Below are 23,788 nucleotides of genomic sequence, written 5' to 3'. Positions count from 1 at the left end.
TCGGATGGAGATTATGAATACGATTGTTGATTCAGGAGTTGCAACGCAAGTGTTGAGGATAGTCTTTCTGGTCGTTGCGTTGGGCTGGTTGGTCTTCGCTTTTATGGCGGTGTTGGAGAAAGAAGCGTTTTTTACTTCACTCTTTATAGGACTTGCGATTGTCTTTCTTTTACTCGGAATTAGTGAAGTACCGCAGCGTAATCAATACGAAGTGAAGGTCACGTAATCGACGCGACTAAGTACGAAATCATCGAACAGCGCGGAAAAATCTTCGTAATACAGGAACGGGAGGCTTCCGAATAATGTTCGATATCTTAACGCGAACGGTCGAATTATTACTACGCGGAAAGGGTGACGAAGAATGAAAATACTATCCATATTATTAAGTATCTTTTGGTTAATAGAAGCTATCGCTTTGGTTGCTTTCGATTATAACCCGAGCAGGCTTACGGTAGCAGTAGCGTTTATAAGCGTTGCCTTGCTTATGATTTCTATCGCGATAAATACGAGAGAGGAGCGTGGGTAAATGAGCGTCGAGCAAACGAATGGTATTCGCAATATTCCCGTTAAGATCAAACGTCTGCATCCCGACGCAGTCATTCCGAAATATGCGACGGAACTTGCGGCAGGATTCGATTTGGTCGCGGTGGAAGACGTGATTATTGCACCGGGAGAGACGAAGCTTATTCCGTTGGGATTCGCGGTGGAGATTCCGGAAGGATGCGAGATGCAGATACGTCCGCGTTCGGGTGTTTCGTGTAATACGAAGCTTCGTGTCGCTAATAGTCCGGGTACGGTCGACGGGGATTTCCGCGGAGAGGTTAAGGTGATTATCGATAATATCGCGCAGCCGCAAATAGACGACCGAGAGATTGAATATTGGGAAACGAACTTTGTTACGCAGATTGACGGAAATGACGTTAAGTACGACTGGCACACCCGATTGCGCGGAACGTATCTTGTCCGTAAAGGCGATAGAATTGCGCAAGGTCTTGTCACACCGGTACTCCGCGCTGATTTTATCGAAGTGGGCGAGCTGAGCGATACGCAGCGTGGAGACGGTGGATTTGGTCATACGGGTACTAGTTCTTTCGGAACAGCACGATAGAAGAATCTTTTATTTTCTCTAATAAATTGCCTGGAATCCCGTCAAGCTCTACTTTCGGATCAATTCTAGTATCTATAAGTCTCTTAATTTGGAACACATTTAACGATAGTTCTTTCCAGACAACATCGTCTACGACGTTTATATGTATGTCAATGTCACTCATTAAATGGTTAGTGCCTTTGACGTGTGACCCGAAAAGCAATATTTGTTCCACATCGTACTCTTTAATAATAATTTCCGAGAAAGTTTGTGCGGTTTTTAAAATCCTATCATCTACCTTCAATACAAAGCACCTCCAAGTAGTAATTGATACAAATTATACCACACAATTAAGGAGGAATTATGCGACAATATCACGATTTATTACGACATATTCTCGATAAGGGCGTCGAGAAGTCCGATCGCACCGGAACGGGAACGTTATCAACTTTCGGATATCAGATGCGATTTAACTTAGCAGAAGGATTTCCGCTTGTTACGACCAAGCGCGTCCACTGGAAATCCGTAGTACACGAATTGTTGTGGTTCCTTCGCGGGGATACGAACGTCAAATATCTTCGCGAAAACGGAGTAACGATTTGGGACGAATGGGCGGACGGTCTTGGTAACCTCGGATTAATATATGGTGCACAATGGCGATCGTGGTTCATCAATAAAACAGGAGAATATGAGACGGTAGATCAAATCTCGAATGTGATCGAACAAATCCGTAAGAATCCCGACAGTCGTCGCTTATTGGTCAACGCGTGGAACGTAGGTGAGCTCGATGATATGGCGCTTCCACCGTGTCACTTCGCGTTCCAGTTTTACGTCGCTAACGGAAAGCTCTCGTGCCAATTATACCAACGTTCAGGCGACGCATTCCTCGGCATTCCGTTCAACATCGCGAGTTATTCGTTGCTAACGCATATGATTGCGCAAGTCACCGGACTACAGGTCGGCGAGTTCATCCATACAATCGGTGACGTGCATATTTATTCGAATCATATCGAACAAGTACGGATGCAGCTCGAACGTGAGCCGCGAACACTTCCGACGATTCAACTGAATCCGCGAATCACCGATATCGATTCGTTCACTTTCGAAGACATCACGTTGAACAACTACGATCCACATCCGGCAATTCACGGAAAAGTTGCGGTATAAACGCCCAACTCGCGCAGTCTCATCGGTATTATTAATATCCATCGAATAAGGAGGTGGTCATATCTTCGTTTATGTAGCGTTGTTGCTCCATGCGATGTCTAGCGTAGATACAACGCAAATGGACGTAAAGCAGCCGAAAGAAATCGCGATTCAATCCGCGCAATCTGAACCGGAGTGGGAAACGTGGGAGCTAACGGCGTATACGGACGCCCCCGAAGAAAACGGCGGTTGGACCATTACGGCAAGCGGCGAAGAGTTTCGAGATGATTACACGCTAGCTTGTCCGAAGGAGCTACCGTTTGGAACTCGCGTGGAGATCGAAGATATCGGGGTTCGAACGTGTACTGACCGCGGAGGAGCCATAAAAGGAACTCGGCTCGACGTATTCATTCGCGACTATGATGAAATGATCGAGTTCGGTCGGCAGGAACGAAGAGTGCGAATATTAGACGAAGAGGAGACGATTAAATGACGAAGATTGACGGACGTAAGGCGGAGGTCATATATAACGGATGTAGATATCCTGCATACACGACCTTTGCGAAACAATTCGGATATCCGGATGCTGCGGAGGTTATTCCAACTCATGATACGCGAATGCCTTTACGAGACGGAGATTTCGTAACCTTACTAGTCTCGGGCGAGCACTTATCCTACTCGCAAGACGGAGCGTTATGGATCGTAGAAGCCGAGAACGGAGAGCGACATATTATCAACGAAAAGGGGCTGCGTATATTGAACGAAAACGTAACGGATATAACAGTGCTGACGGATGAACTCGGATTGCAACGTGAGTATCGCGAGGTTAAGCGGAAGGCGGTAGAGGACGAGCGGATTAAAGTCACAGATAGAAGTCATCGTCTGGGGGGTGAGGTACTGACCGTTATTGACGCAGACATCAATTGGAGTGCAGATAGCGGAAGCGAATGCCGTGATGGTACAGGCGTAGAGGTGGAGAGTGGGGACGCGCTATTCCACCGAAGATATGTAGTCCTCGAACCAACCGACATCATTCGCATCAACGGCGAACGCTTCCGGTTGGTCGAACGTAAGGCAACCGTCGGTGAGCGGATTGTGATTACGAAGAAGCACTGGGATGATCGTTTCGAAGTCGGTAAGTCATACGAGGTAATCGAGTCCGGTCCGGATGTATTCGTTAAACATCCGGAAGGTACGAATCACAAACACGGAGGAGCTTGCGTGGGTTACGCAAGTTATAGCGTACTCGAACCGTTATCTTCCGCAACTCCCGAACAACCAACGGAGGAATTGACGCAGGACTCAACGCAATCTACTATCGACGGACTCGTCGGAACAGTAGCGAATCTTGCGCGAAGACTGACGGAGGTTGAGACGCAGCTTCGGATGGCTCGCGAGGACGTCGAATTACTCGATGAAGCTACGTCGGAGGAAGTCGGCGAACTACGATCGAAGATTGCGAAGTTGGAGCGCAAAGACTGCGTTCGACAACTAACGCCGACACCCGCAGATGGTTGCGTATATAAACCCATGACTCGCGATGAGATTATCGAGAAGGCAAAGGCGGACGTTGCGGAGTTAGTGGCGGAAAATCATACGAAAAATGACGTGTGGTTTGTTGATGACGGGTATTACGTTCGTTCGCACGAAGTTGAGTTCGTTGTCAATCGTAATAAACGAACTGTCGTCGCATTAGTTCGTGAAATTGGCGGTGAAGTCGACAAGAAAGGAATCGCAAAAGCCGCACCTGACGATTGCTTCAACGTCTATATCGGAAAGGCTATCGCTCTCCGGCGCGCTCTCGGATTGAAAGTACCGGAAGAATACGTAAATGCGCCGCAGCCGACAGAGCCTTGCGTAGGTGATTACGTAGAAATCGTTGGTAACTTCGTATATACGCAATGTCACTTCTACGACATTGGTGATATCGGAATTGTTGATGACGTTTGTGGCGAAAGCGTGGTTGTTAGCGGCGTAAATACTAATGAGAAGAGGCGCAGCGAGCATGGCTTCTATCAGAACGTAGATATACCGAATGTGCGCATCATCGACGATAGTCACGACGGTCGTTACGGGGAGGTGTATATTGCATGAGTCAACCGCATGAGGTCTACGTCATCTATCGCGACGGTAAGCCGTTTAGCGGAAATCGAGCCGCGTACTACACAAAGCGAGACGCAAACTCCGCGGTAACTCGATTCGTAAAAGACTCTTTTCGTTGGGGCGAATATACCGAGGAAAAGGCAGTGCACAAACGCCAACATTACGCTGTAATTACATATGTCGCGAAGGAGGTATCCGAATGAGTTTAGCTATTACGGGCGGATTACGCAGTGGAAAGGACGTGGTCGGAAAATACCTTTCCGAAAATTACGGATGCACACGATTCGCGTTCGGAGACGAGTTAAAAGCGGACTTCCACCGAAGATATCCCGAGATTCCACGCGATCCGAAGCCGAGAGTTGGATATCAAGCTCACGGACAGCTAGTGCGGAAGCTTCTCGGCGAGGACGTTTGGGTTGACATATGTTTTAAGAATATTAAGCACGAGCGAAGTCACCGATTCCTTTCGTTCCGTCCCGTAATCACCGATCTCCGTCAACCTAACGAATACGCACGATGCCGCGCGGAAGGCTACGTAATTATTCGCGTAACTGCGCCGGAAGGTGTTCGCATCAACCGCGCGGTCGAGTCGGCGGATAAATTCGACTATAAAGACCTGGCGCACGAAACGGAATTATACGTAAATACATTCGAAGTTGACTACGAAATAATTAACGACGGAACTATCGAAGAGTTGCACGCGAAGATTGACGCAATCATGGAGGCGATCGGAATTGAGTGAAGATAAACAAACGATTATATCCGCGATGGAATCCGGTTTTAAGCTCGGATTCCGCGCTGGATACCTACATGGACGTGATGACGCTTTACTACAACTTCCGTTTGACTCTACGCCTCCGACTTCTTACCTTTCGAGCGAGACGCAGGTTTCCGATTATGATCGTCAGGAGCGTCGTAGCCCGCAAGTTGAAACATAATCGCGCCGGTAGACTCGTCCTTGCCTGCGAAATCGTAGCGATACGCTTTATCATGCGGCAACTCATACATCGAAACGAACGAAGTAGCGGCGGCATAATAGCGCTTGCCATCGAATCTCATTGTACGCGTATCGGTCAATCGTACAACGTCGGGTCTTGCGACAGCGATTCGTTTGTTCGCGTGATCAAATCCGACATACATCGATACAGCTTCGCCTTCGGTTATGCCGAGTATCGCGCGTGTTCCGCTTGATAGGTGCAGACGGCGTTGTCTATCCGTTGATACAAACGCAGCCCTACGTTGTGGGCGATTATCAAACCATTCGATTGCCATACGAATCACCTCGATTAACTAGTTTTACCGTTATTATACACGAAAGCGGACGGAAAAGAACGTAAAGAAAGCGAAATGGAGGCGGTTGCTTGAGCGTGATCGATCATGATTTCTTCGAAACACTCGAATACAAGGGGGATTACGGTGCGCGGTATCTATGTCGAGGATGTGATCATTTTAAGGGAGACATCGGCGCGGACAATACTACGGGGACGTGTGTTTTATTATCTGAGCCGGGTTTAAAAGTAAGCAGACATAACAATGTGTGTCGTCGATACAAAGCTAGGATTACGAATCCGTCCAATCCAACGTTTGACTTCGACAATTATCTCGAATTTCTCGGCTCCGAGTACTACCGACCGTGGAATGTAGATACTTCGATGCAGGTCGGCGAGGGGTTTGGGATGATCGGGCTTGAGGCAACAGCGAGCGGCGGATGGCAAGGGAAATATGGCAAATACCCAATTTACAAGTCTTACGCCAAACCCTACTGTAGTATCAACTTCCCAAGATGTTATGTGTACTTTGGGAGTATTAGTTTCTCGGTAGATTACCGACTGTATCGTAATCATTCTTTCGTTAAAGACGGGGATATCATCTTTATAACACGTCAGTGGAAGGACAAACCTACACAACGGAAATACCAACTTGAATATAACGGAAGGTGGTCATTGAATGGGCGCAGTCAAGGTTGATACAACGAAAGATTCACGTAAATACACGGAATCATATGCACTCAACACGGCAAAAGGCGTTGAGAAGTTACTACGTGATCGCCATCGGATATCATCGCGAAGGTATTCCGGAGATTACGCCGCGAGCGATATTCTCATCGACTTAAACACCGCGATAGACAACGCGAAGCTATCACGACGTCAAGCGGAAGCCGTTACGTATCTGTACGGATGCGATTTGACGCAAGCGGAGACGGCTAACGAGATGGACGTTACACAACAAGCGGTGCAGCAGTTCAATTCGGAAGCCTGTCGGAAGATTGCGAAGATATTCCGCGGATGGGATTACGGAGAGGTGTCCGTTGAGATGACGGAAGAAGACGAGGAATCAGCGTAATAGGCAAACGTTGATTCGGAAGTAAGCGGAGTCTGCGTACGGCAATGCGCAGGCTTCGGAAAATAAACGAGTGGAGGCGGTTGTTTGAAAACATTCCGAGGAGATTCCGACTACAAAGCAGCATTCGAGCAAGTGGTGATGTTTCTGATTAACGAGGAGAACGAAGATAGAACGGAACGAATGGCGGATATTCAAGCGTTGATTGACGAATATGTTGACGATATAGGCGAAACACCTAACGCAAGTATTCTCGAAAAATTAACGGATTATATTCTGCGCGAAGAATTGCTCGATCCGAATCCGTACAAAGTAGCGCATAACGAGTATCCGATACTAAGCGAGCGACAAATGAGCGATCGGTATGAACGCGAGTATGCGTTGGATTTAGCGGAGAACCACGATACGGACGGAGTAAATCGCGCAGCTCCCGTTAAACGCAGACGTACCGCAAAGGAAGCGCGATTCGTTGATAAGCTTGCGCGAATAAAGAATCGTAGCCGTAAGGCGCAGTACAAACGTGATACGTCTCCTGGCGATGAGGTTTCGTATAATCTTCGAGATACAGGCGGAGCGTTTGCGGACGAATTCGTTAATAGTCGAGGATTAGGCGTTGCGTGGGCGAGCGGTGCGTTCCAGACGTAGAAAAAAGAGAGGCATTAAGCCTCTCTTTAACTATGTTTACGTTGCTTAAGTACGTATAAGTCGCGATCATGCTCGCCTAGCTTTCCGGCAATGTAGTCGAGCTGCGCTTGCGACCCTTCGAAATTTCCACGAACCTCGCCTTGGAACTTCGCGAGTTCGAGTTCCATAGCGTCGAGCTTTGCGTTAGTTATTTGCTGATTTTCGAGTATTGCGCGTAATAATGCGGTAACTTCATCCATTGTATGACGTCCCTTCGCGTAAATTACCTTACGTCTATATTATACTACGATACGTTAAACGTATCAATCGTTTTCTTTCGTTTCAATAGGCACTAATTCGAGTACGTCCGATATGCTAACGTCCAGCACTTCGCAGATTGATGCGAGATTATCGAGGGGCATCCGGATGGTTTTATTCTGACACATATCGTTAATTGACGCGGATCGTACGTTAATCATACGAGCGAGTTCGCGTTGGCTTACCTTACGTTCATCAAGCAATGCTTCTAAATTGATGCGAATTTCCATAGTTGGCTTAAATGTAGACATTCCGCACCTCCTGAATTGTATTTTATCACAGCAAACGGAACGAAAATAGTATTAAACTACTATTGATACGTTTAACGGAACGTGATACATTCGTTTATATCCGATACGGGAAACGTATCAAAGGAGGATGAAGTGATGCAGGTAAACGTAGAGCGGCGAATCTGTACGGACTGTCACGAAACATACTACGACTTCGACCACGATCGTAGGAACACGTGTGATTTCTGCGGAGCTTCCGCGAATCATAGTACCAACGGTGGAGTGGTCGCCATTTATGCGGCATTCCTCAACCGCAGGACTGGCGAGGTTGCGTTCGTAAAAGCGTAATTATTTTACGTTAAATGGTTACATTTTTCGTGTTCTCAAGGCTACGGATTATAGTAAGGTACTTGTAATTTCATCACTCTCAAGGCTACGAGTTATGTAAAGCATATCGACCTAATCGGAATCACTCCGGTTGGGTCTTTTTGTCGTTGTAATTCACTAGTGAAGAGGAGGAAATAAATAATGCGAGATAGTAAAAGTATCGAGATATGTAATAATTGTGGAGATTTCTACTACCAAAGATCGGGCACTCACGCATTGTTTCACAATCTTGAAAATGAAATAATCGCGAAAGAAGACAATTGGTTTTATTGCCGAGACTGCGGTGAGGTTATCCACAGATACGGTGGCTTTATAGATGCTTTTGTCAAGAAAACGAACGAGAGTTATCTGAGACATATTAAAGAAAAGTACTCAGATAGATTAGATGAAAATTCGTTGAACTTTCTTTGTTGGTTAATTTATAACACTAACATTCCATCTTTTTCTGTTATTTTTCCTGAATTAAAATCAACAACACCTAAGATGAGTAAATTACAGGAACAAGGTCTTATAGGGATTTCGTCCTCAAAGGAATTAGGCACTTGTATTTTTATGAACGCATTTGAACTAGAACTTATAGAGTCTGTCGAAATAGTGAAAGCCAACGGCATGCATCGCGAGTTATTCTACGGCTCACGGCCGATTCCTAAGTCGAGAGTTAATGCGAAAAGAAGAAATGCTAGGAAAGCAGCACTTGTTAATGACTTCTCAGAAGATCAACATAAGGAGTTGTTAGCTAGATTCGGAAACAAGTGCGCTCTAACTGGTAAAGAGGTTAATTTACAAATAGATCATGTTATTCCATTAGCGATCGGGCATGGTGGAACTACTTTGGGTAATATGCTTCCTATTTGGCAGAGAATTAACTCATCGAAAGGTCCCCGTAACATTTTCGAATGGTATGAGTCGAATGGGAGACGTTTTGATGTAAATCCCGTGTTATTCGAAAAAGCAATCGAATACTTAGCGGAGATAAACGGAATGAGCGTAGGAGAGTATCGCGAATATGTTTACGAATGCCACGAAAATCCAAACGACCTATTAGCTGAGGAGGGTGCTTAATGGATAAATTCTACTGCTACTCCACGACACTTATGTACTTCCTAAAGGCTAGTGGAGTACGTTACATATACACTGCGATTCACCACCGTACAGGAAACCGAATGTGGGTATTCGATCGAAACGACAAGTTAAGAACGTTGTTAGACGAATACGACGAGAGAAAAGCGAAAGCTCTTAGTTAGCGGGATTTATACTAGTGAACGGGGGAATTAGTTAATGAGCGAAGTGCGTAAAATTTACGATAAAAAGTCGCCCAGTTCGAACGGAAGGACGTTTATTCCATTATCGACGAACGTTAAACATTACGTACACCATCCGAAAATGAATCCTGCGTTAGTTTTCTTATATGCGATCATAGTCGACAAATATAACGTAGAGGAAGGACGCGCGTTCCCTACCATCGATACATTATCGGTTGAGTACGGTATGAGTCGAAACACTACCGATAGCCATATCGAAATACTCAAGGAAGTTGGACTTATCGACTATCCCGAAAAAGGGAGCTACTTACCGTTGGAACCGTTAGAAGCATCGGAGTTTTACGATAGGTTTCCGGAAGCGTGGGAAACGTACACGAAACGATTAGCTACGAGTAACCGACGTAAGGAACGCGACAGACTTCGTATGCAGGATTACCGGAGAAAGCAAGGATACATCGACTGAAGTTTTTGTTACACCGTAGATTGGGTGTACGCGTCACAATAACTGGGTGAACACTTCACGTTAATTGGGTGGAAACTAGATTTATCTATCTAGATTTAATTAACAAGATTTAAAAACATTACGCATCGGATATGAAGAGCACATATCCTCGCGGCTGATTAGTAGTAAGAGTATCTAATATATCTGAATTCTTCGCGAAGGTATTTATATGTATTATCTATTAATCGCGAAAGGGTAGTACCGAGTGTTCAAAGAACACGAAGGTTGAGGACGTAAGTCCGAATAGTAACGTTAGTATATGCGTTTGATTACCGAAAGGAGATACGTTATGAAGGCGGTTGTAAAAGGATTCGATGTAACGGGAACACCGGATGAGATAGCAGCGTTGATCACTCGTTTGAGTAGCGAAGAGAAGAAACCGGAAGTGAACGTTATTAAAAGGCCGTTCAGTATTACGCGGGATGGCGTTATTGGCTCGAGCATTACTTACGGACACACGTATTAATACCGCATGATTCCCGTCCGATTAGCCGCTTGATTGCCGAATAGGTACGTTACTATTCCGTGTGATTAAGCGGCTTATTTGCGCGGTTAGATTTAACGAGAGGAGGACGTTAATATGGCGCTAAAGCAATTAGGAACGGAACATATTACGGCTATTCAATGGTTAGCACAACCGAAGAAGGGCGGTAAGACTTACGAAGAGATAGCGGAGTTATGCGGAGTACATTTTAATACGATCGCTAACTGGCGTAAAGATCCGTTATTCGAGTCGGAGTTGAAACGTCAGATGGTACGTAATAGTCAGGATAAACTACCGGAGTTAATCGAGTCCCTATCCGAGATAGCTATACGTGATGGTAACGCAGCAATGGCGAAGTTAGCACTACAAATTAACGGAATGCTTACGGATAATGTCGTGGTGGAAACGAAGACCTCGGATGCAACGGATACGGCTGCGTTGAAGGCGAAGTTAAAGGAGTTAAAGGAAGCGAAGTCACAGTCGTAGGATTATTCGCGCATATAGTGAAGCGATTCGTATATGTACGTTGTGATTCGATATGAAGACGTTGAAATAACGGGCACGCGGCTCTTGGCGCACGTCCTCCGAAAACTTTTCGAAACGTCCGAATTCAACGATCACCGTCGCTGTATAACCGTTGCATAACCGAATACACATTCGCACAATTAACGCTGTATAAATTACCAGTTACTTCGCGGGGATACTAGCGTTTAGTCGCGTGGTTATGCGGATATACAACGTTTATAATTGGGAATGAATATTCGTTGCATAACGAGATTTTATGCATGCGAAATAGATGGCGTAGTGGTGCGGGGTTTGGGGCGGCACTATAGTCGAAAATCCGGATTTTGTGCAACAGTCCTGCATATTCGATGCATAACGTAATGATTACGGAGAGGTCGGAAGTCGGCGATCATTATACCCCCCAAGGCGGGTACTTCGGGTCCGGCGAACAGGTGTAGTCACAATCCGCGTATCAAAATTAACGTTTGACTTTTACCGTAAAATCAACGGTGATTTAGCCGTTTTACACACGAACTGGACCGATAAGTCATCCGGACGGGAAAACGCCTAATTTCCCGTCAATTTTAAGCGAAAAGGAGGCGGTACATTATCGCATGGATCAACGGTAAGTGGCACGATAGGGAATCGCGAGAACGAATCATCAACGAAATATCTAGCGTCATATCCGAAGTTGATCCGGATGATGTATCGCTTCTTCCCGAAGATATTCAACGTGAATTGTACGAAAAAGCCGAAGAGCTCGAACGCCTACGATTAATCAACGATTCTGAGACGGATTTAATCGCGTTCGCATTCGAATATTTTTCCGAAGCAAGAAATCCGGGTAATGCGGGGAATTGGGACGGATTCGATATAGAAAGCGTCGACGATGCGCCGGAGTTTCACCGTGAAATTAGCGACATAATGGACGATGTATCCAACGTTAACACAAACGATAAGGTTGCCGTTGCAGCGCCCCGTTCTCACGCGAAATCTACATACTTATCCAAGGCATTTCCTTTGCGCGAGATTCTTTACCGTAAGCGTAGATACGAAATTATCATTTCGGAGACGCCGGCGGTATCCTCCGGTAACCTCGATTGGATCGCGTTGCAACTCAAGCATAACGCGAAGTTGCGAAGAGATTTCGGTCCCTTACTCTCTCCGAAGCAACAGGAGAATCCGAAAGATAACTCGTCAGAGTTTATCGCGTGGGAGCCGCAAGAAAACGGCACTCAAAAGCTATTAACGAAAGTAGAAGCCGCGTCAACCGGACAAGCTCTTCGTGGACGTAACTGGAACGGTACGCGACCGGATTTACTCGTATGTGACGATTTGGAAGACGTAAAGTCCAACGCAGCCACGCCGGAGTTGCGGAAGAAGCTGCGAGATTGGTTTGCGCAAACGGTCATACCGCTAGGTGATCCGAAGGGTAAGCGGACGGCCATTGTTTACATGGGAACAACGGTGCATCACGAGGCATTACTTATACAGGTACTATACAAACGCTCCGACTTTAAGTCGAAAGTATATCGCGCAATCATCGAATGGCCGGTACGAATGGACTTATGGGAAGCGTGTCGTCTTGTATACGTGAATAGCGATGTTCCCCCGGCACAGAGAGCGAAAGAGGCGCGAGAACTTTACGAATTGAACAAAACCGAGATGGATCGCGGAACTGTCGTATTATGGCCGGAAGCTCAGTCGTTGTGGAAGTTGATGACGTGGAAATGGGACAACGGTTCGAAGGCTTTTAATACGGAGTATATGAACAATCCGGTGGATGAAGAGTCGATGATATTCAATCCGGAAAAATTCGCATATTGGGACGGCAAGGATATCGAATTCTCTTCGCGGGAGTTCGATTTTTTTATGGGCGTTGACTTTGCGATGGGTAAAACACGCGGTGACTATTCGGCAGTACTAACCGTTGCGAAGAATCGTCAGACAGGAACGTTGTACGTCGTAGATGCTTACGGAGAACGCGTTCATCCTGACGAGTTTTTAAAAGTTATCGTCAAAAAAGTTATGCAATACCAACCGGCGAACATCGCGGCAGAGGCGCAAGCGGCGCAAGAATTCTTCGTACACAAACTGAAAGAGGCGTTACGCAAGGCGGGATATCCTGCGCATAGTCGCGTAAAAGAAATCCATCAACGTACACGAAAAGACTTGCGTATTGAGGCGTTATTGCCCGATATCGAAAACGATAGTATTCAATTTTCACGCAAACACGCGCTATTGATCGAACAATTCGAGCTTTACGGCTCGGGCGCGCATGATGACCTACCAGATGCGCTCACGATGGCCGTTGATGCATCGAAAAAGGGACGCAAGAGAATCCGCAACAAGCCATCGTGGGCTTAAACTTACAATTTTTCAATAATTAATTTCTCTACTAATTCAGATGTTGATATGTTCGGATTTTGAGATTTAGCTGAGATAACTTCTTTTGTATCAAATACAACCCCATACCCATCTGTAATGATTGTCCAAGTAGTAATACCGCCTTTCTTAAAGTAACTATATTCAACTGATATATCTTGGAGATTAATTTTGATGCGGGTTACTAATTTCTCAAGTGCTGTAGTTACTTCACCTTCCAGGCTCTCGTTTTCACGCGAGATTCTGGTTTTGTTAATCAGAATACTTGTTAACTGCTCTTCAAATGTCATACAGACCCTCCTAAATATTTAATGGGTTTATTCTATCATTATTTTAGGAAAATATCACCAGAAAGGAGGCGAATAGTATCACGGAATTTATTACGCGAACATCACGATTGATAGAAACGGGAAAGCAATTTCCACCGCAATCACATATCGAACGACTTGCGCGATACAAACGTGGGAAGCTGATATTTGACGGAAAGCCGTACGAATTGTTCGAGCGTGCAGCGGCACTATTGAAAGATACACCAGCAGCTCCGCAACTTAAGACGTTGTATATCGCGTGTAACATCGTCGATGTGCTTCTCACTAAGCCGTCCGACTTACTCGTCGGCGAACCGCCGTCATACGAAAGTGGACTACCGGATGAATCGCGCGAACAACAACGATTAAACTCCATTGCTGAAGAAAACGATTTGAATGCGAGAATCCACGAATCGGTCATTGGCGCAGGCTATCGTGGTGATTCATTCGTAAAGGTTCGATATGGAGTTGCACAGGATATTTCGGAGGTTCCCGAAGGATTTACAGCGCCGGAAACGGACAGTGAAGCAATCATCGAACCAATCGATGCATCGATTGTGTTTCCGGAGTTAGCGCGCGGAAGTAAGAAGCGATTCAAAGCGATGAACATCGCATGGGTCGAGTGGGTCGAGAAACCGAACGGTGCGATTATATCGAGATTTTCGCGCGAGAAAACGGACATGATTCCGTTTCTGAACGTTGAACGTCACGTACCGGGATTTATCATATACGAACGATATCAGCTATTTACGAACGGCGTCGATACTCAATACGGAGTACCAGTCGAAGTTTTCCGAATTGGCGAAAAGGTTTCGACAGGACGAAAAGATAGCGACGTCAACGAAACAGGAGTAGCACGACCGCTCGTATTTCACATCCCGTACAAGTCGCTAGACGATCGATGGGAAGGCGTAAGCGGAATCGAGAAAATCGAATCGCTATTGGCCGCGATTAATGACCGGCTCGTGCAGATCGATTACATTCTATGGAAACACTCCGATCCTACTATGTACGGACCTGCATTTGACGAAGAAGATGGGTCAGTTGCTAGATTTGGTGGAAGGTATGTCGAGGTTGAAAAAGACGATGTGACTCCTGGATATATGACGTGGAATAGTCAATTAGAAGGCGCGTTTAAAGAACTCAGTATTTTACTCGGCTTAGTATTTCAAATGTCGGAGACTCCGCAATGGTTATTCGGAACAACGTTAGCAGGCGATACGTCCGGCGGAACAGGTACGTCACATACGGATTCCGGCGCAATTAAAGCGAGATTCATGCCGATACTCGCGAAAGTTAACCGTATTCGCGTACACGTCGATAAAGCGATTCGCGACGCGCTTTGGACCGCGATGGAACTCGAAAACTTCGCGAATAAAGGTGTTGACGGATTTGAACCGTACGAAGCGGTTTATCCGAAGATTGCGTGGAAAGACGGGCTTCCCGTTGACGATAAGGAGCAAGCCGAAATTATGAGTCTTCGCACCGGCGGTAAACCGACGCTCGACGTTCACTCCGCGATCAAACATCTTGACGGAGTTGACGATTCGCATGCTACGGCGACTATGACGCGAATATCCAAGGACGAAGAAGACGCAATGGGAACGGTTGACTCAACGGTATTTAACGAACCTGCCGACGGTGACGAAGAATGACGGACGCTCCGAATCCGAAATACGACTACAACACGGAAAAACTCGTCAAGGCGTATAAACGAGCGATCCGCGAGATTTATCGCACGCTCGACCGAGTAGATATCTCGATTATGACTCGCGCTAATACCGCCGCGATGTTGACGGAAGTCACGAAGATACTCGCGGAGCTTAACGAAGAGTCTGCCGCATGGGTTGCGGCTAATATTCCGTTAGCTGCGCAAGAAGGCGTTTTGACTGCGTTGGTTGCGCTCGAAGTTAAAGACGCCGAAAAGGTCGCGGCGTTTAACAAGTTGAATCGTGATATGGTCGCAGCAGTTGTCGCGGACACTCAAACGGATTTACTCGCGGTGACGCAAAATATTGACCGTCGTGTGCGGATGGCCATACGCCAAGTGACCGCGGAGTCGATGCGAGCGAATATGACTCGCGGAATTAACGGCAGAAAGACGATTAGCCGCGATATACTCGACGGATTAAAGAAGAAACTCGGAGATTCCGTAAATACCGGAATAGTTGACGCATCAGGTCGTCGTTGGAAGCCGGAAGTATACGTCGATATGATTACGCGAACGAAAACGATGGAAGCGCACAAAGAAGCGACGATCAACGAAGCTGTCGGACGAGGCGCTTACTATGGGCGTATATCGAGACACGGCGCGATTGACGCGTGCCGAGCGTGGGAAGGTCGGATAGTCAAGTTGACTCGCGATGCGGACGGAAATTATCCGTACGTTGGCGAATTGCCGCGAAGACAAATTTTCCATCCGAATTGTAGACATGTTGTTTTGCCGATAAGAGATCCAGCACTCTTAAATACTTAATCAGGGGTGTAGTAGGTTGTGGTTTCAATATTAACTCATGCCGAAAAAGAACGGATAAATTATTCGATGCCCGTTGCGAAAGAACTTGGGCTTGGTGACATCATCCAAGAACTCCAGAAGGGAGGCGCAACAAAGTCGAACACACCTACGAATCCACTTGTTAACGATAAGATTGTATGTTTTGGGGACTCGATAACGATGGGCAATATCGTCGACGTGCGTCAGTACCCGACTTGGTTGGGATATTACACGGAAAGTACGGTTAAAAACGCAGGTGTCAATGGAAATACTCTTGCGCAAATGTTGACGAGAATAGATGCCGATGTCATCGCGCTCCGTCCTGGAATTTGCGTTATTCTCGGCGGAACGAACGATATTAACCAATCGCGTACGTTAGAGGAAATCACGTCTTCAATGTCGCAGATTACCGCAAAATTACGAGCTGCCGGAATCATTCCGATTTGGTGTACCATTCCGCCGCGTTCGGATAATCTCATACACCTACCAACGATTCGGAAGTTGAATACGTGGCTATACGCTCATTGTGCGAATCAAGGCGTTATGTTAATCGACATTTACACGGAGTTTACTAACGCTGATGGCACGCCAAAGGACTGGTATCTTCTCGCGGATAAATTACATCCAACCGCTCACGGAATGATGCGGATTGCGCGATTAATTGCCGAGGTACTGCCGAGATCACAACGCCAGATGCCGACAGCCTATTTCGGCGAGCAGGAGAGTATTGCGCCGAATCCTCGATTACTTGGTATCGAAGTCGCAACGTCGTGGGCAAAGTACGGGTCCGCCGGTAACTTACTTAAGTATTCACTAGAACCGCACATTGCAGATAAAACATCGAATTGGCAAGTAATCCGAAAAGAAACCGGACCAGTTGCACAAACTGCCGGCATTCGCGTGTTATTTGCGAATCAGATAGTCGCGGGGAAAACGTATCGAGTCGAAGTTGATCTCGACTTAAAAGCGGACGGAGACATACAGTTGCCGTCTTATTTTGCGTTTAAAGATTCAACGGGAGCGACGATCGGAAGTGTCGTTTATGTGCTTCGCCAGCCGACGCTATCTAGACTCGATAATATCCGAGTAGCCACGGAAATTACCGCCCCTGCGGGGACAACTTCGTGCGAGTGGGTCACTTTCGGGAACGGAGTCCCAGCGTTTACGCTCAAGTTTGGTCGTCCGCGAATTATCGAATATTACTCAGCGCCGTAGTGCGCTTGACTTACGTTATGTCGTTAAACTGACGGAATAGCCGACGGGCTCAAACGGGAGGAATCACGAATGACTAACGAAATGAAACGATATAGTCGCACACTTAATCTACAAATGTTTGCGGAACCTGATCCGGAACCGCCACTTGATCCGCAGGACGAGCCGAAGCCAGAACCGGAGAAGACATTCACGCAGACGGAACTCGACGAGATTGTTTCGAAACGTATCGAACGCGAGCGTAAGAAATACGTTGATTACGATGAACTTAAGACGAAACTTGATGAGTTCCAATCGGCAGAAGACGAACGAAAACGCGGTGAGATGACGGAAATAGAACGTCTCATGTCGGATTTGGCGAATGAGCAATCCGCGAAACAAACGTTGGAGTCCGAATACGCAGCATTGCGTGAGTCCGTCAAAAACACTCATATCCGAAACACTTTCGAAAAAGCTGCTGCATCGGCGAATATCGAGTACGTTGACGATGCATGGAAACTCGCAAGTGAATCCGGAATTGACGTTTCGGTTGGCAAGGACGGAAAAACAGTCGACGGCATCGACGCTTTAGTAACGTGGCTTGTTACGAATAAATCGTATCTGGTCGCCAAAGCTCCGAATAAGCCGAAACAGATCGGTGGCCCACCCCCTGATACGCAAGATACTGTCCGCACACTTGAAGCGCAACTTGAAGACGCAAAGAAGAAAAAGGACTTTAGTAAGGTCATTGAGATATCTAACAAAATTAAAGGGATTTTTAATTAGAGCTGCTCACGCTTATGCGTTGGCGGCTTTTTTAATTTAACCAAACAAAAGGGAGATGCTTAGATGTTAAAAACATATTCTTTTCAAGATCAAGTCCGTCAACTATCCGAAGGTATTAATCTCATTATCAACGACGCCCCGACTCTTCTTGGCCTAGTGGGTATTGACAAGCAACCGCTACATCAAACGAAATTTGAGTGGATGTCCGATAGCCTCAACTCCAACCGCGCAACAGCAATCGAAGCGGCAACCGCAGCAGCTACGTCAATTAAGGTCGCATTAGGTGACGGTTTGAAATTCCGTGTCAACGCGGTAATTGTAGTAGGCGAAGAGTATATGCAAGTTAGCGCGGTAGCTGGCGATACAATTACGGTTGTTCGCGGATTCGACGGTACGACTGCGGCAGCAATTACGGCTGGCGGCGAAATTCGTATCGTAGCTCGTCCGCAGTTGGAAGGCGCGTTGCCAGGCGTTGATGAAGGTCACGATCGTTACGTGGACTTCAACGTAACACAGATCATCGAACGTTACGCTGCTGTATCTAATACGCAACAAAATGTCCGTACTTACAACGTTGATGACGAATTGAATTACCAAGTACAACTCCGTTTAAAAGAAGCAACTCGCGAAATGAACGACTGGTTGATCTATGGTCGTCGTATCGATGGTGCACCTGGTACTCCTCGCATGACAGGTGGTCTACTGTACTTCGCTGATAAAAAAGGCGCAGCAAAGAACAACGCTAACGGCGGCGAAGTTACGCCTAAAATGCTTAACGATCTTGCGGAAAAGGTTTACCAACGCGGCGGTTCCGTCAATACAATCTTGACGAATACGGCGGGCGCTCGTCAGATCACGAAATTCGCGAAAGATACGATCCGTACTGAGCGTACAGACACAGCGACTGGTCATCAAATTCATACATTCGTTTCAGACCTTGTCGGAGGTTCCGTTGCGACAGTCGTCGTTGATCCGAACTTCCCGAAAAATAAAATCGCATTGTTCGATCGCGATATTCTTAAGATTAATCCGCTAAATGGTCGCGCTATGTACGATGTGGATGCAACTGTTGCTGGTGCGGACTTTGTTGCGCGTCAACTTCGCGGTGAGTACGGTGTGACGGTTAAGAACGCAGCAGAAAAAATCGCAGTGCTTGAGAACATCAGCACGTCGGTAGCTTAATCGTTGGGTGAGAAATCACCCTTCTAAATTCTTGAAAGGAGCGAATTGATTGGCTACGTATAAAGCAATGCCGTTTTACGCGGTAACTATGCCGGACGAAGTTAACGTAACGTTCGATTATTTCGGAGTTTACGAAACCACCGATGAAACTGAAATTACACTGCTTGATTCGTTAGTTCCGACGTATATCCAACGGGTTGATGAACCGGAACAAGCGGAAGCTCCGGAAGACGAGCAACCGAAAGAAGACGAAGTAAAACCGGAGGACAAGCCGAAGCCGCGTAAAGCCTCCGCTAAATAAACGGAGGTGCACGCATGGCAGTGAATATTACGGACGCAACGGTGTATATTAGCGCGAATTGTATCGATATCGAAGACTGGACGGAAAGTGACGACGCGAAAAAACAAAGGATTGTTAACGTCGCCTCTCGAACACTGACGACCCAGTATTCGAAGTATACGATACCCGATAGCGCTGTATACGAATTCGCGAATGTCCTCGCGATTATTTTTAACGATCAGAATCGATTAAGTAAACACGGAGTCACGTCGTTCTCAGTTAGCGGCGTGGCTTCGTTTAGTTTTGACGCTTCGTCCATTACGGGACCTGACGTTGATCTGTCGAAGTTCATTCCGCAATCCGCGTTAACAATTATCGGCGCGGAGAATGGTGTCAAACTCGGAAAGCGTCAAGCGAAATGGACGGTGCTGTAAATGTCGATCATTCCGTTGAAACAACGAGTTAACGTCGAGCCATTTCTTCGAACCGATCTGAACTGGAACGAGCCAATCTACGGGCCCGTCGCAGAGATGAAATGCCGATTCCAAGAAGGCGTAAAACTCGTCCGTAATTCGCAAGGAACCGAAGTCGTCAGCGTCGGAACGTTCTATTTCGATAAACTGCCGTCCATCTCAATCAACGATAGATTCACGTTTACCAACGAAATCGGAACGGTTATGTCGTACACGCCAATCGCGATAAGTGTGAAAAGGGCGCTCAACGGAAAGCCGTTACTAATGGAGGTAAACGTATGAAATTTGAATTCGATATGGACGCGTATTTCCAATCGCTGGACTGGTCGAAGGAATCCGTTAGGAATTCGGCGGCGCTAGGCATGCACGATGTGACGGACGATTTATTAATAAAATCAACGGACGAAGCTCCGTTAAGTAAGGGCGGAGGAACTTTACGTCGATCCGCAGGTAAACGCGTAACCGTCGAATCAGACTCCGTAACTGGCGAGGTATGGTTCAGCGCGACGGAATCGGATGCGAACGGAAACGTTTATAACTACGCGTTGATTACACACGAACTCGGAAGCACCGACACTTCGACTGCGCTGAATTATAAAGACCCGTCAACACCTGGAACGCGACCGAAGTATTTGGAGCGACCGCTTAAACAAAACGCGGAAGTTTATAAACGTATGATTGCGGACGCTATCCGAAAGGAGGCGACGTGATGCTCATGGTTACTGATGTCACGGCATATCTGCGCCAAGCATTCCCGTACACTTACGTAGCGAACGAATTTGGCGCAAGTAACGGTGATGACTGCGCATTCGTACGAATGACTGGCGGGCTTGCTCCGAGCGAGTGGACGTCGAAGAGTCGTCCGTCATTCCAAGTCGTTATCCGTGCGAAATCATCAGCGATAGTTGACGCGAAGGCTAACGAGATTCACGCGGGTTTGCACGGCAAAGCGGAGTTTACGATAGGTACGGCGCGAATAGTTAAATGTATCGCGGATCAATCGACGCCGTTATACCTCGGCAAGGATGCGAATGGACGAACGATATACAGCGCTAACTTTACGCTTACAACGATATAGCAACGAATTGAGGCGGCTCTTAACGGAGTCGTCTTTTTATTTCGAAAACATAGGGGGAAACGATAAATGGCGAGTGATGTGAAAAAGATTCAACTCGGGCCTGCAATCGTCGAATACGGCGATGCTGCGGATAAAGTGCTATTTGAAACGACCATTGGCGGCATTGTACTAACGATGGAAACATCTTACCGCGAGCAGAGAATTGACCAGGAAGGCGAAACAATTGTCTCTAAAGTAGTTACAGGACGAAATGTATCGGTTGAAGTACCGTTCGCGGAAACCGATCTTGAGAAGATTCCGAAGTTTATGGTCGGTGCGAAGCTAATCAAGGCGTCAACTGGCACGAAACAGAAAGTTGAAATCTCTACAGCGGTTGGTGTTAATCTTATCGATAATGCGAAGAAAGTCGTTATTAAGCCGGTCGCATATCTGACCGACGCGTCCAAATGGGCAACGATTCCACTCGCGTATCCGGAAACGGACCTGCAATATAACTACGATAACGAGAACGAACGTATCACGAATGTAACACTTCGCGCAACACCGAACGTAGATCGTGTAGTCCTTATACTTGGAGACGAGACAACGACAGCAACTCCGTAATATTCACGAAACGGCGGCGTGTAAAAGCGCCGCTTATTCTCTTTTGGAGGCGAAAATAAATGCTATTTCAGCGTTCAGATATATACAAAATCGGCGGAAAGTCCGTTCGCGCGAAAAAGATTCCGATTGCCCAGTGGCGCGAGTTATTTAGTTCTCTTCAAACATTACCGCAGCTCTTAGTATTCGTAGTAACTGCGCCAGCAGCGGACCGTGTCGCGTATTTAATGACTGCGCTCAACGAATCGTTTGACGACGTCGTTCGAATCACAGCGTTATTGACGGGGTTAGACGAAGAGTTCATCGAAAAAAATGCGGCAATTGACGAATTGGTCGCGTATTATGCCGCAGTAGTAAAGGTCAACAACTTCCCCGAACTAGTAAAAAACGGGCAGAGCGTTCTCGCCAACGTATTTCCGAAAGCTCAAGCGATGGCGGCGCAGGACGCGATTTAACGTTAGATCAATTCTTTATAGAGTGTGCGGTTCGGCTCGGGAAAACCCAAGTTGAGTTCGAAGGCGGATATAACGTAATGGATATTTACGAAGTTCTTGAAGCACACCGCAGGATATCCGCAGAAGATTGGATTACGTCCGCTAACGTCGCGATTTCTCCAAATATGGATGCGGATAATTATCGTAAATTTATTGATTCTTTACGAAAACAAGCCGGCCATACGACAGTTACCAAAAAGCCTGAGTTTGATGCGCTTGGATTCGAAGCATTGAAGGCACAATTAGCAAGCGGACGATAACGGCGCCTTAACGGGCGCTTTTTTCATGCCCGAAAGAGGTGATAACGATAAGTAACGCATTAGATGTCGGAGCAATCCGCGCGAAGATGATAGTGGACATGAAAGGTTACGACCAATCGATGGATCGTGCGAAAGCTAAAGCGCGTGAGCTCGGGCAGAGCGGAAAGGAAGCGTCGACCTCGTTTTCTACGCTAAACGAACGTCTTAACCAAGTCGGAGCATCGTCCGCGCAAATCGATAAGATTAACGCGCGGTTACGTAAAGCCAATCCGCAGTTATTACAACGTCAAATCGCGGAAGTGACGAAGGAACTCCATAAACTCGGCGCATCGAGTTCGGAGATTGCGAAAGTTACGAAGGAACTGGAGCGCGGTGGAGTGGCCGCGACGGGTACCATGAATGAAATCGAACAACTCGGAATGGCATACGGGGGACTTGCGATTGCTATGGCGGCAGTTATAGCGCAGGCCGTCCAAACATCCGCGATATTCGAGCAATCGATGGCTCGCGTTAAGGCGATTACGCAAGCAACGAGCGAAGAGTTTTCGCGACTACGTGATCAAGCGATTGAACTCGGAGCAACAACGGTCTTTACGTCATCCCAAGCGGCTGATGCGATGGGATATTTAGCAATGGCTTAAATTCGGGCCAGTTCAACGGAAACGTTGTTCTTAAAATACTCGGTGAATTCGGTGAAAGCTAACCCTTCCAACGCGTATCTTCCAATCATAGGCGGTGTTGTTTTGATCAAAAACTGCGACGGTTGTAATAAAGAGATTCGCGTGCATAACTATAAAATTCGAACACAAAAGTACCATTTCTGCTCAAAGAGTTGCTACAAAGCAAATATAGGTAGATATTTCACTGGGGCGAATAATTCAAACTACAACAGAGTAGAACTTAAGTGCGAGACTTGTGGTACTTCATTCATGAAGAAACCATCAACCGTTGGGGAACGTTCCTATTGTAGCCATGATTGTTACCTTAAGCGTAAGAATCCCTTAGAAACGCCTAAAGGAATGAAGGATTATGGTTGTGATTGCTGCGGTAACCTCCACAAGAGGTACCCGTCACAAGCAAAAGGAAAGCGATGGTTGTACTGTTCTCGTGCATGCAAAGACAAACATCAAAGTGTTGTGTTTGGTGGAGAAAATCACCCAAGGTGGAATAAACACCTCACGGAGGAAGAGCGGATAATTAATCGGAAATATCCTGAGTACCTTTCGTGGAGAAGTGGCGTTTATGAGCGAGATGGTTACCAGTGTAGGTG

Annotated in this window: 36 protein-coding genes; 31 read left to right on the top strand and 5 right to left on the bottom strand. The window is 46.6% G+C overall.

The genetic code is table 11. From position 1 onward, the window contains the following. The first annotated feature begins 4 nt into the window (after positions 1-4). The 3 genes from NQ117_RS05350 to dut all read left to right on the top strand — a co-directional run bounded on the left by NQ117_RS05350 (position 5) and on the right by dut (position 1,108). Complete coding sequence (locus tag NQ117_RS05350) at positions 5-226, top strand: hypothetical protein (RefSeq protein WP_258276948.1); 222 nt, start codon at positions 5-7, stop codon at positions 224-226. Between the two features lie 135 nt (positions 227-361). Further along, positions 362-526: a hypothetical protein gene (locus NQ117_RS05345; RefSeq protein ID WP_258276947.1), complete on the top strand. Its 165-nt coding sequence runs from the start codon at positions 362-364 to the stop codon at positions 524-526. Beyond that, positions 527-1,108, top strand: coding sequence for a dUTP diphosphatase (dut, locus tag NQ117_RS05340; protein ID WP_258276946.1), 582 nt, complete (start codon positions 527-529; stop codon positions 1,106-1,108). It begins immediately after the preceding gene. On the opposite strand, the gene NQ117_RS05335 is transcribed toward dut, so the two are convergent. Next, entirely contained in the window at positions 1,083-1,391 is a 309-nt protein-coding gene (locus NQ117_RS05335; RefSeq protein ID WP_258276945.1) for a nucleotidyltransferase family protein, read from the bottom strand. The two genes, dut and NQ117_RS05335, sit on opposite strands and share 26 nt — an antisense overlap. Positions 1,392-1,450: 59 nt before the next feature. On the opposite strand from NQ117_RS05335, the gene NQ117_RS05330 reads away from it, so the two are divergent. The 5 genes from NQ117_RS05330 (at position 1,451) to NQ117_RS05310 (ending at position 5,078) form a co-directional block, all read left to right on the top strand. Next, positions 1,451-2,254 (top strand): thymidylate synthase, encoded by an 804-nt coding sequence (locus tag NQ117_RS05330; RefSeq protein WP_258276944.1) that lies wholly within the window; start codon positions 1,451-1,453, stop codon positions 2,252-2,254. A 94-nt stretch (positions 2,255-2,348) separates the two neighbouring features. Then, positions 2,349-2,726: a 3D domain-containing protein gene (locus NQ117_RS05325; protein WP_258276943.1), complete on the top strand. Its 378-nt coding sequence runs from the start codon at positions 2,349-2,351 to the stop codon at positions 2,724-2,726. Further along, the gene (locus NQ117_RS05320; protein WP_258276942.1) at positions 2,723-4,327 is read left to right on the top strand and encodes a hypothetical protein; all 1,605 of its coding nucleotides are present in this window, start codon (positions 2,723-2,725) and stop codon (positions 4,325-4,327) included. Before NQ117_RS05325 ends, NQ117_RS05320 begins: the two co-directional genes overlap by 4 nt. Further along, the gene (locus tag NQ117_RS05315; protein ID WP_258276941.1) at positions 4,324-4,539 is read left to right on the top strand and encodes a hypothetical protein; all 216 of its coding nucleotides are present in this window, start codon (positions 4,324-4,326) and stop codon (positions 4,537-4,539) included. Before NQ117_RS05320 ends, NQ117_RS05315 begins: the two co-directional genes overlap by 4 nt. After that, a complete protein-coding gene (locus NQ117_RS05310; RefSeq protein ID WP_258276940.1) occupies positions 4,536-5,078 on the top strand; it encodes a nucleoside/nucleotide kinase family protein in 543 nt (180 codons plus the stop codon). The genes NQ117_RS05315 and NQ117_RS05310 overlap by 4 nt, the downstream gene beginning before the upstream one ends. A gap of 107 nt (positions 5,079-5,185) precedes the next feature. On the opposite strand, the gene NQ117_RS05305 is transcribed toward NQ117_RS05310, so the two are convergent. Further along, complete coding sequence (locus NQ117_RS05305; protein ID WP_258276939.1) at positions 5,186-5,608, bottom strand: hypothetical protein; 423 nt, start codon at positions 5,606-5,608, stop codon at positions 5,186-5,188. Positions 5,609-5,697: 89 nt separating this feature from the next. Between NQ117_RS05305 and NQ117_RS05300 the strand changes: the two genes are divergently transcribed. The 3 genes from NQ117_RS05300 (at position 5,698) to NQ117_RS05290 (ending at position 7,321) form a co-directional block, all read left to right on the top strand. Next, entirely contained in the window at positions 5,698-6,303 is a 606-nt protein-coding gene (locus tag NQ117_RS05300; RefSeq protein WP_258276938.1) for a hypothetical protein, read from the top strand. Then, positions 6,284-6,679 (top strand): sigma factor-like helix-turn-helix DNA-binding protein, encoded by a 396-nt coding sequence (locus NQ117_RS05295; protein ID WP_258276937.1) that lies wholly within the window; start codon positions 6,284-6,286, stop codon positions 6,677-6,679. The genes NQ117_RS05300 and NQ117_RS05295 overlap by 20 nt, the downstream gene beginning before the upstream one ends. An 84-nt stretch (positions 6,680-6,763) precedes the next feature. Beyond that, the gene (locus NQ117_RS05290) at positions 6,764-7,321 is read left to right on the top strand and encodes a hypothetical protein (protein WP_258276936.1); all 558 of its coding nucleotides are present in this window, start codon (positions 6,764-6,766) and stop codon (positions 7,319-7,321) included. A gap of 26 nt (positions 7,322-7,347) precedes the next feature. Here the strand turns inward: NQ117_RS05290 and NQ117_RS05285 are convergent, their stop codons facing one another. Beyond that, entirely contained in the window at positions 7,348-7,560 is a 213-nt protein-coding gene (locus tag NQ117_RS05285) for a hypothetical protein (protein WP_258276935.1), read from the bottom strand. Between the two features lie 63 nt (positions 7,561-7,623). Continuing rightward, a complete protein-coding gene (locus tag NQ117_RS05280) occupies positions 7,624-7,869 on the bottom strand; it encodes a helix-turn-helix domain-containing protein (protein ID WP_258276934.1) in 246 nt (81 codons plus the stop codon). Between the two features lie 507 nt (positions 7,870-8,376). Here NQ117_RS05280 and NQ117_RS05275 point away from each other — a divergent pair. The 6 genes from NQ117_RS05275 to terL all read left to right on the top strand — a co-directional run bounded on the left by NQ117_RS05275 (position 8,377) and on the right by terL (position 13,354). Next, positions 8,377-9,297: an HNH endonuclease gene (locus tag NQ117_RS05275; protein ID WP_258276933.1), complete on the top strand. Its 921-nt coding sequence runs from the start codon at positions 8,377-8,379 to the stop codon at positions 9,295-9,297. After that, positions 9,297-9,479, top strand: a complete 183-nt coding sequence (locus NQ117_RS05270) for a DUF5659 domain-containing protein (RefSeq protein WP_258276932.1) — start codon at positions 9,297-9,299, stop codon at positions 9,477-9,479. Before NQ117_RS05275 ends, NQ117_RS05270 begins: the two co-directional genes overlap by 1 nt. A gap of 34 nt (positions 9,480-9,513) precedes the next feature. Beyond that, positions 9,514-9,960 (top strand): helix-turn-helix domain-containing protein, encoded by a 447-nt coding sequence (locus NQ117_RS05265; RefSeq protein ID WP_258276931.1) that lies wholly within the window; start codon positions 9,514-9,516, stop codon positions 9,958-9,960. A 328-nt stretch (positions 9,961-10,288) separates the two neighbouring features. Further along, entirely contained in the window at positions 10,289-10,465 is a 177-nt protein-coding gene (locus tag NQ117_RS05260; protein ID WP_258276930.1) for a hypothetical protein, read from the top strand. A gap of 114 nt (positions 10,466-10,579) precedes the next feature. Next, positions 10,580-10,969, top strand: coding sequence for a phBC6A51 family helix-turn-helix protein (locus tag NQ117_RS05255; protein WP_258276929.1), 390 nt, complete (start codon positions 10,580-10,582; stop codon positions 10,967-10,969). A gap of 756 nt (positions 10,970-11,725) precedes the next feature. After that, positions 11,726-13,354, top strand: a complete 1,629-nt coding sequence (terL, locus tag NQ117_RS05250) for a phage terminase large subunit (protein ID WP_258276928.1) — start codon at positions 11,726-11,728, stop codon at positions 13,352-13,354. Positions 13,355-13,356: 2 nt separating this feature from the next. On the opposite strand, the gene NQ117_RS05245 is transcribed toward terL, so the two are convergent. Continuing rightward, complete coding sequence (locus tag NQ117_RS05245; RefSeq protein ID WP_258276927.1) at positions 13,357-13,662, bottom strand: hypothetical protein; 306 nt, start codon at positions 13,660-13,662, stop codon at positions 13,357-13,359. A gap of 107 nt (positions 13,663-13,769) precedes the next feature. Here NQ117_RS05245 and NQ117_RS05240 point away from each other — a divergent pair, with 107 nt between their 5' ends. The 14 genes from NQ117_RS05240 (at position 13,770) to NQ117_RS05175 (ending at position 23,159) form a co-directional block, all read left to right on the top strand. Beyond that, complete coding sequence (locus NQ117_RS05240; protein WP_258276926.1) at positions 13,770-15,335, top strand: phage portal protein; 1,566 nt, start codon at positions 13,770-13,772, stop codon at positions 15,333-15,335. After that, a complete protein-coding gene (locus NQ117_RS05235) occupies positions 15,332-16,156 on the top strand; it encodes a phage minor capsid protein (RefSeq protein ID WP_258276925.1) in 825 nt (274 codons plus the stop codon). Before NQ117_RS05240 ends, NQ117_RS05235 begins: the two co-directional genes overlap by 4 nt. A gap of 18 nt (positions 16,157-16,174) precedes the next feature. After that, positions 16,175-17,389: an SGNH/GDSL hydrolase family protein gene (locus NQ117_RS05230; protein WP_258276924.1), complete on the top strand. Its 1,215-nt coding sequence runs from the start codon at positions 16,175-16,177 to the stop codon at positions 17,387-17,389. 69 nt (positions 17,390-17,458) lie between these two features. After that, positions 17,459-18,151, top strand: coding sequence for a phage scaffolding protein (locus NQ117_RS05225; protein WP_258276923.1), 693 nt, complete (start codon positions 17,459-17,461; stop codon positions 18,149-18,151). Positions 18,152-18,214: 63 nt separating this feature from the next. Then, positions 18,215-19,333: a DUF5309 domain-containing protein gene (locus NQ117_RS05220; protein ID WP_258276922.1), complete on the top strand. Its 1,119-nt coding sequence runs from the start codon at positions 18,215-18,217 to the stop codon at positions 19,331-19,333. Positions 19,334-19,382: 49 nt separating this feature from the next. Next, complete coding sequence (locus NQ117_RS05215) at positions 19,383-19,634, top strand: hypothetical protein (protein WP_258276921.1); 252 nt, start codon at positions 19,383-19,385, stop codon at positions 19,632-19,634. Between the two features lie 14 nt (positions 19,635-19,648). Next, complete coding sequence (locus tag NQ117_RS05210; RefSeq protein ID WP_258276920.1) at positions 19,649-20,047, top strand: hypothetical protein; 399 nt, start codon at positions 19,649-19,651, stop codon at positions 20,045-20,047. Next, positions 20,048-20,368, top strand: coding sequence for a hypothetical protein (locus NQ117_RS05205; RefSeq protein WP_258276919.1), 321 nt, complete (start codon positions 20,048-20,050; stop codon positions 20,366-20,368). Beyond that, complete coding sequence (locus tag NQ117_RS05200; RefSeq protein ID WP_258276918.1) at positions 20,365-20,796, top strand: hypothetical protein; 432 nt, start codon at positions 20,365-20,367, stop codon at positions 20,794-20,796. The genes NQ117_RS05205 and NQ117_RS05200 overlap by 4 nt, the downstream gene beginning before the upstream one ends. Beyond that, entirely contained in the window at positions 20,796-21,164 is a 369-nt protein-coding gene (locus NQ117_RS05195; protein WP_258276917.1) for a minor capsid protein, read from the top strand. The genes NQ117_RS05200 and NQ117_RS05195 overlap by 1 nt, the downstream gene beginning before the upstream one ends. 66 nt (positions 21,165-21,230) lie before the next feature. Continuing rightward, positions 21,231-21,767 (top strand): hypothetical protein, encoded by a 537-nt coding sequence (locus NQ117_RS05190; RefSeq protein WP_258276916.1) that lies wholly within the window; start codon positions 21,231-21,233, stop codon positions 21,765-21,767. 59 nt (positions 21,768-21,826) lie between these two features. Further along, a complete protein-coding gene (locus NQ117_RS05185; protein WP_258276915.1) occupies positions 21,827-22,219 on the top strand; it encodes a hypothetical protein in 393 nt (130 codons plus the stop codon). A gap of 77 nt (positions 22,220-22,296) precedes the next feature. Further along, a complete protein-coding gene (locus NQ117_RS05180) occupies positions 22,297-22,518 on the top strand; it encodes a hypothetical protein (RefSeq protein ID WP_258276914.1) in 222 nt (73 codons plus the stop codon). Positions 22,519-22,616: 98 nt separating this feature from the next. Beyond that, on the top strand, positions 22,617-23,159 hold the full coding sequence (locus NQ117_RS05175) for a phage tail tape measure protein (protein ID WP_258276913.1): 543 nt from the start codon (positions 22,617-22,619) through the stop codon (positions 23,157-23,159). Positions 23,160-23,788: the final 629 nt, after the last annotated feature.

Source organism: Paenibacillus sp. SC116 (genome assembly GCF_024733555.1).
In the GTDB taxonomy this organism is placed as follows: domain Bacteria; phylum Bacillota; class Bacilli; order Paenibacillales; family Paenibacillaceae; genus Paenibacillus_B.
Note: the sequence above shows the minus strand (reverse complement) of the source record. Positions and strands in the feature narration are given on the sequence as shown.